The organism is Gilvimarinus japonicus (genome assembly GCF_042847215.1).
GTDB lineage: Bacteria > Pseudomonadota > Gammaproteobacteria > Pseudomonadales > Cellvibrionaceae > Gilvimarinus > Gilvimarinus japonicus.
On sequence record NZ_AP031500.1, the window covers coordinates 231,481 to 244,119 of the forward strand.

Sequence of the window (12,639 nt, forward strand, 5' to 3'; positions counted from 1 at the left end):
CGCTTAATGGAGTGACGTTAAAATAATCCTTAACATGAGTCTAAGCATCGTGCTACAGAGTGCCATGCTAAAACGAATAATTGTTGAGAACAATAAAAAGCGATGATTACGCTAGTGAGCGTTATGTGATCTCGGGTAAAATAAGCGCGTAAATGTTGGGCAGGGACACGCCCTTGTCATAATAAAAGTGTCTGTCATGAATAACGCGCGTTTGTTAAAACCAGTTTTATACGATGACTCTGGTCAATACTGGATTGGCCAGCTAATTTTTTGGTTCGGGCTTTCCGTCGTACCCTTTATGGGTATGGTCCTCTGGTATGAGCGGGCCGAGTGGATTTATATCCAACATATGTACCTGCAGGCAGCAATGGGCCTGGTGTTGTCTCAGGTGCTGGCCTATGCCTATCTCGCTATCTGGCCGCTTAACGCCATTATCCGTATGGTGTTGGCATTGTTTCTTGCCGGCCTTACCGCGTTTGGCTGGACCGCCTTGCGTGTGATTACTTACATCTGGCTTACCGGCGAAGAAGGTATTTGGGCCGAATTTGGCGGTTGGTACTTTGGCGCGTTTTATATTTATTTGTGTTGGTCGGCGCTGTATCACGGCTTAAATTATTATTTGTTGCTGCAGGTTGAGCACGCGGCGCACTTGCAGGATATCGAGCGCGCCCGTTACGAGCAAATTAAAAGATTAAAAGCCGAAGCGGTGGCACGGGAGGCGCAATTAAAAATGTTGCGCTATCAAATTAATCCGCACTTTTTGTTTAATACGCTTCACTCCATTTACGCCTTGGTACGACTAAAAGACGAAAAAAAATCACTCTCAATGATTGATCGGTTAGGTAAGTTTTTACGCTACTCCCTTGAGTATGATCCGAATGTAAAAACCACGTTAGATGACGAGATTAAAACCTTGTCGCTGTACATTGATATTGAGCGTATTCGCTTCTCTGACCGGTTAGAGCTTAACTTTCACGTGGATGAACAAGCGAGCCGCGCACAAGTGCCTAGCTTGTTGCTACAGCCGCTTATTGAAAATGCGGTTAAATACGCTGTGGCCGGCACCGAGCAAGGCGCGTCTATTGATATAAGTGCTCGTGTCGCCGATGAACGCTGGCTGGTTATTAGTGTGGCGGACAATGGCCCCGGATTTGGAAAGGCACGTAGTGACAGTGTGCCCAGCCACGGCGTTGGCTTGCGTAATATTAGTGAGCGTTTGGAGACGCTGTTTGGTGAAAATTATCAGTTCCAGTTGCTCGACGTAGAACCTCACGGTTTGAATGTTGAGATTCAGATTCCCTATTTAACCTAGACGTGCGATTGCGATGACACCATTAAAAACAATAATTGTAGACGACGAACCTTTAGCGCTTGGGGTGTTACACGCCTGTTTGTCAGAGTTTCCCGAGATCGAAGTGGTCGCCGAGTGTCGCAATGGTCGTGAGGCGATAGAAGCGACGTTAACATTACAGCCAGACCTAATGTTTTTGGATATACATATGCCGGGCAAGAACGGCTTTGAGGTGATAAAAGCGCTGCAAAACGATGTTATGCCAATGGTGGTGTTTGTTACCACTTATCAGCAGTACGCGCTTGATGCCTTCGATTTACACGCAGTCGATTACATCCCCAAGCCATTGGATGAAGAGCGACTGGCTCGCGCGGTAGGACGCGCGCTGGAGCGTTTTCAATCTAGCCATTCAAAAGGCGATGCCAAGCAACCCTTGATCGGCGCGATTGACGATTTATTACAGCGACTGAGTCAAAACGCCGATAGTGCGCCGGTCGCGAATAATGAGCCATCGTTGGCGGAGGCCAAGCTGGTGGTGCGCGATGCCGGCTCGGCGCGGATGATTCCTCAGCACACTATCGATTGGGTGGATGCGGCGGGAGATTACATGTGCATCCACGCCGAAGGTGAAACTCACATCATGCGCAGCACCGTAAAAGAGTTAGCCTCGCTGCTCGATGAGCGCTTGTTTCAGCGTATTCATCGCTCCACCATCGTGAATGTCGATCGTATCGCCAGTGTTCAATCGCTGAGCAAAGGGGATTATCTGGTGCTTCTGGAGTGCGGCGAGCAGCTTAAGGTTAGCCGCAGCTATAACGAGCCCATCAAGCAGCTGTTAAAGCGCTCAGATCGCTAAGTCACCTAAATTGTGACATGGGTCACGACGCCTTCTGTGGGGCATCCAGATTATCGCTCCACGAGTCCGGCTTATCTTGAGTCTATTGCGTCAGAAATTTGGCTGATGCACGCTTAAGGTGCCCAAAGCCCATCGATAGTCAAAAATAAATTGGGCCACTTCAACGGAATGCGCCAACGGATACTTTCCACGGCTACCCCCTCGCAGGCACGCAACGTAAATCCTGACACTACAAAACCTATAAACCGAATTGCAGGACGATAATATGATGATTTCGAGAAAGCCCCTTTGGCAGGCCATCGTGCTTGCGGGCACTTGCGTTGCGGCGCAAGCGGCCACCGCCCAGAGTACCCCCATTTGGTCTGATGAGTTTAACGGTGAGCGTTTAGACCGCTCCATCTGGAGCTTTAACACCGGTGGTGACGGCAACGGCAACGGCGAGTTGCAGTATTACACCGCCTCTCACGACAATGTTTACCTAGATAACGGCAATCTGATTATCGAGGCCAAGCGCGAAGCCTATGAGGGCAAAGAGTTTACCTCGGGCCGTATTCATACCAACGGCCGCTTTGGGTTTCGCTACGGCACCATTGAGGCCCGTATCAAGTTGCCCGACTTAGCCGATGGCCTGTGGCCTGCCTTTTGGATGATGGGCAATAACTTTGGCATCGATGGCTGGCCCAAATCCGGCGAGTGGGACATTCTGGAGGCCGGTTACAAAGCGGCCATCGATGCCGGCACCGTGAATCACGCAGTCTCTGGTGCGCTGCACTGGTGGCACGAGTCGGGCGATTGGAGCGATTGGCTGCAAGCCGATGCGGCGGCGGATGTTGAGACGCCTTTTAACCTCAATGATGACTTCCACACCTATAAAATGGAATGGACCCCCGAGCAGGTGACCATGTATGTGGACGATATCCAGTACTTCAACATGGATATCACCGACCCCAATATGTCGGAGTTTCGCGATAACCCAGCGCACATTATTTTGAATATGGCGGTGGGCGGTTGGAATTTTGTCGAGCTGACCGAGCCCGAGCAAATCACCGCATCTTTCCCCGCGAAAATGGCGGTGGATTATGTGCGCTTATACGAAAACAATTACACCGAAATCCACCGGGCTGAAGATACTCTGGCCACTGGCGCTTACGGTATCAGTACCGAAACCACCCCTGTATTTAGCGAGCTAAACTGGGGCGATAACACCAATCTGTACATCTGGAACAACATGACCACCGCCACCACGGTACCGTCAGAGGGCAGCTCGGCGCTGGCCTACGATATCGCCCCCGGCGATTGGTGGGGCATGGGCTTGCTGCACAAAGATCAAAACTTGCGCAACTACAAGCACGGTTATCTGCACTTTGATATGAAAACCGAGGCGGTTGATCCGATCACTATTGGCCTCTCTAGTACCTCTGGCGGCGATGCCTCGGTAACCTTAGCCGCGGGTGGCGACCAGTTTGGTCTAGAGCGCACTGGCGAGTGGACGCACGTCGCTATCCCGATGTCGCAGTTTGGTGGTGTTGATTTTGAAACCGTAAAACAGCTGTTTAGCATGTCTGGTGCGGCCCCGGCCGAGGCGATCAACATTGCCGTGGACAATATTTACCTTACCGAGAGTGTTGAACTGGATGCCCCCGAATTTGGCGCCTTTGGTATCTATACCGAGACGCCCGAGCACCGCGATGCCGGCGACTTTGCGTTTGGGGTAAACGGCGATTTGTTTATCTGGGACGATACCCTGGCGCTGCAGCCTGACGGCATTCTTGAAGGTAACGGCTCATTGCATGTGGATTCGACTGGCAAAGGCTGGTACGGCATGGGCCTGACTGCGCGCGAAGGCTTTAACTTAACCGCCTTTGATAACCCCAATGGCATGCTGCACTTCTCCATGAGGACCACCTCGAACGCCGAGTTTAAAGTGGGCATGAAGAGTGGCAGTGTCGACGATATCGGCCAGCTGTGGGTCGACTTTGCCCCCGGCGCCGATCCTTACGGCTTTGCCCGTGACGGTCAGTGGCATGAGATCGTTATTCCCATGTCCGAGGTTGCTCTAGACGTTGATCTGTCGGATGTTCGCCAGGTGTTCCAGCTGCTGGGTGTAGGCGAAATCGAAGGCCTTGCGATTGACGACGTGTACTTGTCCGGCGGCGAGCAGGCCACGCAGTCTGGCAACAATGGCGAGGTGGTCAACCGTGCACCGCAGGCCGCCATAAAAACCTCGGTTTCACAAGGCGGTGCGCCGCTTACCGTGGATTTTGATGCGAGTGCCTCTACCGATGTGAACGGCGATGAGCTTACCTACGTGTGGGACTTTGGCGATGGTAGCTTGGGCAGTGGTGCTACCGTTACCCACGAGTACCAAACCGAGGGTAGCTACGAGGTAATCGTCAGCGTCAGCGACGGTGAGCTGGAAGACACCACCATCAATTACGTTATTGTCGATGGCAGCCACAGCTCGGCCAAAAGCGCTAAGCGCGGCTTAGGTTTTGGTCATCATTCAGAAGAAGATCTGGCCGCTATCTCTGAGGGCATCAGCTGGTGGTACAACTGGAGTCACAAGCCCGATATTCAAATCGCCGATATCTATCAGAACTACGGTGTCGAGTTTGCGCCGATGGCCTGGAACGGCGGCTTTGATGATCAGGGTATGCGCGACTATATTGCCGCCCACCCCGATGTTGAGTACATCCTGGCGTTTAACGAGCCCAACTTCCTCGATCAAGCCAATATGACGCCGTCACAGGCGGCGGCCGAATGGCCGCGTTTAGAGGCGATTGCCGATGAGTTCGACTTAGACATCGTCAGTGTTGCCATGAATTACTGCGGCAACTGCAACAGCGAAGGTGGCACTACATACTACGACCCGATCGACTACCTGGATGATTTCTTTGATATCTGCCCAGACTGTCGTGTGGATGCCATCTCGATTCACGCCTATATGGAAGATGCCGGTGGTGTTGAGTGGTACGTGGATCGCTTTAAAAAGTACAACAAACCGATTTGGATGACCGAGTTTAGTCACTGGATTGACACCACTACCCTGGAGGATCAGAAGAAATTTTTGATTCAAGTGGTCGACTCGTTTGAGAACGATGACGACGTCGAGCGTTACGCGTGGTTCACCGGTCGTCGCAACGGTCACCCGTACAATGGCTTGTTTGATTATCGCCAATCGGGTGTTTTGACCGAGCTGGGTAGCATTTACGTCAATATGCCGGTGCATAACGACAGCAATGTGCACTCGGTACCCTCGCGTGTTCAGGCCGAAGAGTATGCCGATATGGATGGCGTGCGGGTTGAGCAAACCGACGACTTCTCGGGCTTCTTAAACCTAAGCGATATCGCGCCGGATGCCTGGGCCGACTACAAGCTTAATGTTGACGCCTCGGGCAGCTATGAGCTGAACTTGCGGGTTGCCAGTGAAGTGGGCGGCACCATTACCCTGTTGGTTGACGGGCAGGAGAGCGGCGTTGTCAGCGTTGGTTCTACCGGTGGCCTGCAAGCGTGGGAGACTGTGACCGAGTCGATCGATCTGAGCGAAGGTGCACACACATTACGTTTAGCGTTTAGCGATGTGGTGAATGTTAACTGGATGGACTTTAGCGTTGAAGACGACGATACCGGCCCCGAGCCAACGGCCAATCTGGCTACCGGCAAAGCGGTTTATACGTCGTCTAACGAATCCGATGGCATGAGTGGCGCGCAAGCGGTTGATGGCGATGCCGGCACCCGTTGGGCCAGTGGCTGGACTGATGGCGAGTGGATCTACGTCGATCTGGAGCAGGTGTATAACATTAGCTCGGTTAACCTGAGCTGGGAAGCGGCCTACGGCAGCGATTACCAGATTCAGGTATCCGACGATGCCAGCAACTGGAACACCGTACGCACGGTATCCGGTGGCGATGGCGGTGTTGATACGCTGACTGATCTTGCGGCCAGCGGCCGTTATGTGCGTCTGCAAGGTGTTGCACGAGGCACGGCGTGGGGTTACTCACTGTTTGAGATGGAAGTATACGGCAGCGCCAGTAACGGCGGTGGCAGCTCGTCCAGTGTTAGCTCGTCTAGTAGTTCGTCCAGCAGCTCTGAGGATAGCTCTAGCTCATCCAGCTCGTCGTCTAGCAGCAGCTCGGTAAGCTCTAGCAGCGAGTCGTCAAGCTCCAGCTCCTCCAGCAGCAGTAGTGTGCCTAACGGTTCAGGCGGCAGTGATATGGCTGTCGGTGCTCAGGTGGATGCCTCAACGGTTGAAGGTGGTTATTGGTTGGCCAGCTATGCCACCGATGGCGATGCCAATACCCGCTGGGCTAGCGAGTTTAGTGACGATCAGTGGATTCGTGTAGATCTCGGCTCAACCCGTACCATTACCAATGTGGTACTGAGCTGGGAAGCCGCTTACGGCAAAGGCTATCAGATACAAGTGTCTGACAATGGCAGCGACTGGACGACTGTGTTCACCGAGGCCAACGGCAATGGCGGTATCGATGACCTCGCGGTAAACGCCACTGGCCGCTATGTGCGTATGCTCGGTACCGCGCGCGGTACCGGTTACGGCTATTCACTGTGGAGCTTTGAAGTCTACTAAGTAAAAACATCAATAAGTGCAAACGCAAAAGCCCCGGTATTTGCCGGGGCCTTTTGTTAGCGCTTACTGCTTGCCTCAAACCTGAGTAAGTCCTGCTACTCGGTTCTTCCCCGTCGAAACTCACTAACGGCTGCTTAGCGAAGTGTGGACCAATACAGCGACGGGGCTTTTTCTCTGGTTTTACATCAGCGCTTGGTTTTGGCCGTCTGCCATTAAAATACTGGCTTCTTTGAGCAAACTGTTTTCGTTTAAGTAGCGCGCAATCGAACTAAAAGTGGCGGTAGCAACGGGGCCTGTGTGGTCATCCCGCGCAATGTCTTTCATTACCACGCTGCCCAGTAAAATTTTAATAGGGCTCTCTTGCACCAGCATTGGCTTAAAGTGCGCTTTGGCGTTGGCTTTTAATTTCGCTTTGTCTTGGGTTTGATAAATCGCCGAATTAATAACATCGAGAGTATATTCGGTACAGTTTTGATATTGGGAGTTAAACGGGTTAGCGATGGCCGAGTAGCTTGGTACATGCACCGCTTGCGCTTTACCTTCGGCATACAAGCTAATCAGCCGTTGCTGTAAATCGGCTCTGGGGATAATTACTCCCGCTTTTAGGGCCTTGGCCGACCAGAAAAAGTCGGTGGGGTAATCCGTTATCAATTCACTTTCATCTACCGCATCGGCTTTTTGGTACAAGTTGTGAACCGCATAGCCTTTGCGTGTGGTGCCGTCCTCGAGCGCGATGCTCGAATAAATGGCAACGGCCGTGTGAGTGAAGCGAATACCCTCCGGCAGTGAGTCCTCGGGCCGACCTACCCGGCCAATAATAAAGGCGCGCGCGCCACGCTGGGCGGCGTAGTGTTCTACCGACTTGGCAAAGGCGGTGATTTGTTCGGCGGGAAACTGGTTATCCTCGGCGCTGGCACTACCCGCCCACAGGCGGGTAGGCAGTACCGCGGTGCTTAGTATTAACAGCAGTGCGGTAAGTTTTTTCATGTTAGATCGCTCCCTGATCGTTAACGGTTTGCATATGTTGGCGCGGGGCCGGGTCGGCAATGATGGTATCATCTGAAATCTCTAACGGCTCGTCATCAAGCGCAAACTCCATCATTTTCTCACCGGTTTTGCCGGCCGCTTTACCAACTTCGCCCACCACTACGAGCGGTGTGGCGACCGCCGCACTAACGACTTGAGCACCAGCGGTGGCAGAGTGCCCAGCGGCCAGTGCGGAGTGCTCGGCCGCTTTGCTGGCGTTTTGCGATGCCGCAGAGGCGGGCAGAGCAGACAAGGCTAATAACGTGAAAAGTCCGATTTGTTTTGTTGATTTATTCATGTTGTTCTCCGTTTACTTAATGTCCATTAGTGGTTGCTGTTGACCAGCAGGAGCCATACTAATCGAGGGCTATTTAAAGTAAACCGAAAGTGATAGTGTAGCGATTTAATACTCTTTAAGTCTATGGATAGTATACTTTGAGTCAGATACCTAAGATTTGCGATGCGTTAAAGACCCTGTTGCGTGAGCGCGGTATTACCTATCGGGACCTTGCCGCCTCGCTCGATATGAGCGAGGCCAACGTCAAGCGTATGTTCTCGCAGCACAGTTTGAGCCTGGCGCGGTTAGAGGAAATTTGCCGCGTGCTGCATTTAAGCCTGCATGATTTTTTTGCTCTGGCCGAGCCCGTCAACAGTGAGATTACCCAGCTAAGTCAGGAGCAAGAGCAGCAGTTGGTGGATAACCCCACCTTGTGTTTGGTGGCGGTGTGCGTGCGTGATGGTTGGAGCTATGAAGAGATCATCGAGCACTACCGCATCTCTGAGCATGAGTGCGTGCAGTTATTGGCCCAGCTCGATCGTTTAAAGTTGTTGCAGTTATTACCGGGTAACAAATACAAAGTATTAATTTCGCGCAACCTACGCTGGATTCCCGGCGGGCCGTTAGAGCGATTTATTACCGAGGATGTGATCAGTAAATTTTTGCAGGGCAGCTTTACCGAGGAAGAGAGTTTTCGGTTTTACTTGCGCGGCTCCTATTCACAGGCGTCTATTCATCATTTGCAGCGGCGTTTAGAGCAGCTTACCGCGGAGGCCGAAGAGTTGAACCGGGTAGATACAAAGCTGCCGCTCAGCCAGCGTACCCACATTGGTATTTTAATGGCCATGCGACCTTGGGAGTTATCGCAGTTTCAAAAGCTGCGGCGCTAGGCCGCAGCTGTTTATCGCGCCGATTAAGCTTTTAAACTTTTCATATCAATCACAAAGCGGTACTTCACATCGCCTTGTTTCATCCGCTGGTAGGCGGTGTTGATGTCTTTAATATTTAACATCTCGATATCGCAGGTAATGCCGTGTTCGGCGCAAAAATCCAAAACCTCTTGGGTTTCGGGCATCCCACCGATCAAAGAGCCAGCCAATACGCGGCGACGCATGACTAATCCGCCGGCTTGCAGCGCGGGTTCTACCGGCTCTAATAAACCTACCAAAATATGCACGCCGTCAAAGGTGAGGCAATTAATGTAGGGGTTTAAATCGTGTTGTACCGGGATGGTGTCCAGAAGGTAATCAAACTGCTCTGTGGCAGCAGTCATTTGCGCTTCATCGGTCGAGATAATCACATGATCGGCACCTTGCTTTTTTGCCTCGGCGATTTTTGATTTTGAGCGGGTAAAGATAGTGACCTCGGCGCCCATGGCTTTGGCGAATTTAACGCCCATATGGCCCAGTCCACCCATACCAATCACGCCGACTTTATCGCCCTTTTTAACGCCAAAGTGCTTTAGCGGTGAGTAAGTGGTAATGCCGGCGCATAAGATGGGCGCGGCACTGGCCGGGTCAAGCTTGGCCGGAACTTTCACCACAAAGCGATCGCTTACCACGATGTTGTCGGAGTAACCGCCCATGGTAATAGAGCCATCATGGCGATCTTCGCCGTTGTAAGTGCCGACAAACCCGTCTTTACAAAATTGCTCCAGACCGGATTCGCACGCCGGGCAGCTGCGGCAAGAGTCCACCATACAGCCGACGCCCACTAAATCGCCGACCTTGTGGCTGGTGACCTTATCGCCCACAGCGCTAACGCGACCGACGATCTCGTGACCGGGCACGACCGGATAGACGCTCATGCCCCAATCGTTTTCGGCAAAGTGAATATCGGTGTGACACACCCCGCAGTAGTCGATGTCGATGGCAACGTCGTCGGCGCGCAGCTCGCGGCGGTTAAACTCGTAGGGGGCTAAGGGGCTGCTAGCGGATTGTGCGGCATAAGAGTAAGTGGTACTCATGGAATTTCTCCTTAAGTCAAAGTAGACCGTTATTGTGCGTCAGCAGGAGCGGTTTGGATCACTCGTTTGTCGCTGGTTTTTGCACATTCCTCTAAATTTGTTTGTATTGTCCTCGTTATTATGCGGCCAGCTTGGCATACTAAGTTGAATTAATGGCAGGTGATTAGGCGGCAGTATGAATTTACCGGCGATGATGAGGCTAATCGAGCCTTTGTTGCAGCATGACGGATACTCCGAGACGGCGTTGCCTAGCGTGACAGTGTTTGGCAGTCACAAGCACATAAAACGAACGCCTATGGTGTATCAACCAAGTTTAATTTTTGTGGCACAGGGTCGCAAAATTGGCTATTTGGGTGATCGTGAAATTCACTACAACCCGGGGCACTATTTAGTACAAACGCTACCTTTACCGTTTGAGTGCGAGACCTTTGCCAGCGAGCAGGCGCCGTTAATGGGGGTGTCGGTGCGTATCGACCCCGCCACCCTGGCAGAGTTGGTGCATGCGACAGACGCGCCGGCCGTCACTGTGCAGGCTTCACCTGAGCCTATGGCTTCGGTGACCATGACTGATGCAATGGAAGAAGCGGTGATGCGCTTGCTGCGGGCGTTGGCTGACTCGCAAACGGCACAGTTGATGGGGCCGAGCCGGGAGCGCGAGGTGATATTTGAAGCCCTAAGCGGCGCGCAGGGGCCGGCGTTAAGGGCGTTAGTGGATGGCAGCGGCAATTACTCGCGGGTGGTGCAGGCACTGGAGCTTATGCACACAGATATCGCCGCTGACTTAAGTGTCGAGCAGTTGGCCGAACAAGCGCATATGAGCGTCTCGTCCTTTCATCAGCACTTTAAAGAGGTCACCCAAAGTTCGCCGCTGCAGTACATTAAACGCTTGCGCCTTTTAAAGGCACAAATGCTGCTAAGCCGTGACGATTTAAATGTTACACAAACCGCCGAGCTGGTGGGTTACCGGAGTGTTAATCAGTTTAGCCGTGATTATAAGCGCTATTTTCTAGTCAGCCCCTTGCAGGACAAACGCGACGCATTGCAACGGGTAGCGAGTTAATGGTTATACAGCCAAAAACTGATGCTATAGCCCGGCACCCGATTGCTGTGTTGCGGTTGAGGAAAGTGCGCTAGCGTCAGTTTGCCTTTTTGCAGTTTGGGTTTGACACCATTGATGGCTACCTTGCGGCTGGTCAGGCGTTTAGCCGTTACCGTATAGCGCTCTGCGGCCGTTCCGGGTATGGCGACATCAATTCGCACGCCGCGCGGCTTTAGGTTGATAATCATCAAGGTAATGTGTTTTTTATCCGGGTGTTGTTGCGCATAAATGCGCAGGTGTTTGTCCGTGTGATAACAGCGATATACCCCATTGCCCATTAATCTTACCCACAGCCAGCTCACCCAGTAGTCGGGGCGCGGTTTAAGGGTTAACCGGTCGAGCAAGCCGTAGTCGCCCCCCAACAAACTTTGTCGCACCATCACCTGATGGCCCAGCAGCGCGCCTTGCGCTAATTGGTCGGCCCACCAAAACGACGAGATAAAGCGATCGGATAATTTTGGCTGCCCACCGCATTGTGCCGAGCCGGTTTCGCCGGTCCACAGCTGCGCCTGGGGTTGGTATTGATCGCGCCAAAACGTTAGGGTTTGGCTGTATTTAGCAAAATCGGTAAACGATTTAGGGTTTAGCAGTGTACGCACGTTAGCGCCGCGTGTGCGCACTGGCGAGCGGCTGCTTTGAAACGGGTAGTAATGCCAATTGACAATATCCAAGGGCGCCGTCAGCTCTTGTAAAAAACGCCGGGTAATATTGGAAAACGGTTTAAACGCCTCGCCAATACGCGGCCAAAACGCACTCCCGGGGCCAGATACCTGGGCATCGGGGTAGTACTCGCGAATATGATCGATAAAGGTTGCATAATCGGTGGCTAAATCCCGCGCGCGCGGCTGAGCGCGTACGCCATGAAACGCCCAGTAGGCGTTAAGCTCATTGCCTAACTCAAATACATCAATCTGGTAATCCTGATCGCGGCTGTACTCCAGTAGCTCGCGCACTTCGTCGCCGCACCACAGCCCGTGAGCGTGGCGCGTAAACAAACCGTACTTAACGGTAAAGATCAGCTTCAGCTCGTTGCGCTCGATAAAGCGATGTAAGCGATCCCACTGTTTGCGTGTAAGCACTAAGGCGTCCGGCTCATCGGCGGGGGCCGAAAAGTAGTGGATTTTGTCCGCCTCTGAACCGCCGATGCGTAAATAGGATGGGCCCAATGCCTGTACTAAGGCATCCAGCTTGTTGCCTTTTAATGTCAGAGGTGGGACTCGCAAGGTGCCCAACCCTCGGCGTGAGCCCTCACTGCCTTCCCACCAAAAACCACCCGCTAAAACCGAGATATCGATCGAAAAAGACAAATAGCAGTCGCTGACGCGGGCTACGGGTGCGTGAGTGTCTACGGTGATGGCCACACTACCACTGGTGGTGCCGGCGCGAGCGGTGTACTGGCGTTTTAGGCGAGCGTACCAACGTGGCAGCATTAGGAGCAAAGAGTTAGGCATAGTAATATAGGCGCCCATAATGGCAAACAAAGAATGTCGGGCCGATGGTAGCGACAGAATGTGACCAACAAGTTTCATGCAAGAGATA

General features: G+C 52.6%; 9 protein-coding genes. 5 read left to right on the top strand and 4 right to left on the bottom strand.

Annotated elements, in window-relative coordinates; genetic code table 11:
- Window positions 1–196 precede the first annotated feature (196 nt).
- The 3 genes from ACGHAD_RS00950 to ACGHAD_RS00960 all read left to right on the top strand — a co-directional run bounded on the left by ACGHAD_RS00950 (window position 197) and on the right by ACGHAD_RS00960 (window position 6,732).
- On the top strand, window positions 197–1,312 hold the full coding sequence (locus ACGHAD_RS00950) for a histidine kinase (protein ID WP_339617429.1): 1,116 nt from the start codon (window positions 197–199) through the stop codon (window positions 1,310–1,312).
- 13 nt (window positions 1,313–1,325) lie between these two features.
- Window positions 1,326–2,147: a LytTR family DNA-binding domain-containing protein gene (locus tag ACGHAD_RS00955; protein WP_339617430.1), complete on the top strand. Its 822-nt coding sequence runs from the start codon at window positions 1,326–1,328 to the stop codon at window positions 2,145–2,147.
- A gap of 265 nt (window positions 2,148–2,412) precedes the next feature.
- On the top strand, window positions 2,413–6,732 hold the full coding sequence (locus tag ACGHAD_RS00960) for a glycosyl hydrolase (RefSeq protein WP_382414099.1): 4,320 nt from the start codon (window positions 2,413–2,415) through the stop codon (window positions 6,730–6,732).
- A 180-nt stretch (window positions 6,733–6,912) separates the two neighbouring features.
- Here ACGHAD_RS00960 and ACGHAD_RS00965 read toward each other — a convergent pair whose 3' ends face one another.
- Both ACGHAD_RS00965 and ACGHAD_RS00970 read right to left on the bottom strand, forming a co-directional pair.
- Window positions 6,913–7,719, bottom strand: a complete 807-nt coding sequence (locus ACGHAD_RS00965; protein ID WP_339617432.1) for a DUF2145 domain-containing protein — start codon at window positions 7,717–7,719, stop codon at window positions 6,913–6,915.
- A gap of 1 nt (window position 7,720) precedes the next feature.
- Window positions 7,721–8,056: a hypothetical protein gene (locus ACGHAD_RS00970; RefSeq protein WP_382414100.1), complete on the bottom strand. Its 336-nt coding sequence runs from the start codon at window positions 8,054–8,056 to the stop codon at window positions 7,721–7,723.
- Window positions 8,057–8,193: 137 nt separating this feature from the next.
- Between ACGHAD_RS00970 and ACGHAD_RS00975 the strand changes: the two genes are divergently transcribed.
- Window positions 8,194–8,925: a helix-turn-helix transcriptional regulator gene (locus ACGHAD_RS00975; protein WP_339617434.1), complete on the top strand. Its 732-nt coding sequence runs from the start codon at window positions 8,194–8,196 to the stop codon at window positions 8,923–8,925.
- A 23-nt stretch (window positions 8,926–8,948) separates the two neighbouring features.
- On the opposite strand, the gene ACGHAD_RS00980 is transcribed toward ACGHAD_RS00975, so the two are convergent.
- A complete protein-coding gene (locus ACGHAD_RS00980) occupies window positions 8,949–10,001 on the bottom strand; it encodes an NAD(P)-dependent alcohol dehydrogenase (protein ID WP_382414102.1) in 1,053 nt (350 codons plus the stop codon).
- 175 nt (window positions 10,002–10,176) lie between these two features.
- On the opposite strand from ACGHAD_RS00980, the gene ACGHAD_RS00985 reads away from it, so the two are divergent.
- Window positions 10,177–11,061 (top strand): AraC family transcriptional regulator, encoded by an 885-nt coding sequence (locus ACGHAD_RS00985; protein WP_339617436.1) that lies wholly within the window; start codon window positions 10,177–10,179, stop codon window positions 11,059–11,061.
- On the opposite strand, the gene ACGHAD_RS00990 is transcribed toward ACGHAD_RS00985, so the two are convergent.
- Entirely contained in the window at window positions 11,058–12,629 is a 1,572-nt protein-coding gene (locus ACGHAD_RS00990; protein WP_339617437.1) for a glycoside hydrolase, read from the bottom strand. The genes ACGHAD_RS00985 and ACGHAD_RS00990 overlap by 4 nt on opposite strands.
- Between the last annotated feature and the right edge of the window lie 10 nt (window positions 12,630–12,639).

Bases quoted from the DNA above. Each gene is read 5' to 3' on its own strand.
- ACGHAD_RS00950 (WP_339617429.1), top strand. From the start codon at position 197: ATGAATAACGCGCGTTTGTTAAAACCAGTTTTATACGATGACTCTGGT.
- ACGHAD_RS00955 (WP_339617430.1), top strand. From the start codon at position 1,326: ATGACACCATTAAAAACAATAATTGTAGACGACGAACCTTTAGCGCTT.
- ACGHAD_RS00960 (WP_382414099.1), top strand. From the start codon at position 2,413: ATGATGATTTCGAGAAAGCCCCTTTGGCAGGCCATCGTGCTTGCGGGC.
- ACGHAD_RS00965 (WP_339617432.1), bottom strand. From the start codon at position 7,719: ATGAAAAAACTTACCGCACTGCTGTTAATACTAAGCACCGCGGTACTG.
- ACGHAD_RS00970 (WP_382414100.1), bottom strand. From the start codon at position 8,056: ATGAATAAATCAACAAAACAAATCGGACTTTTCACGTTATTAGCCTTG.
- ACGHAD_RS00980 (WP_382414102.1), bottom strand. From the start codon at position 10,001: ATGAGTACCACTTACTCTTATGCCGCACAATCCGCTAGCAGCCCCTTA.
- ACGHAD_RS00985 (WP_339617436.1), top strand. From the start codon at position 10,177: ATGAATTTACCGGCGATGATGAGGCTAATCGAGCCTTTGTTGCAGCAT.
- ACGHAD_RS00990 (WP_339617437.1), bottom strand. From the start codon at position 12,629: ATGAAACTTGTTGGTCACATTCTGTCGCTACCATCGGCCCGACATTCT.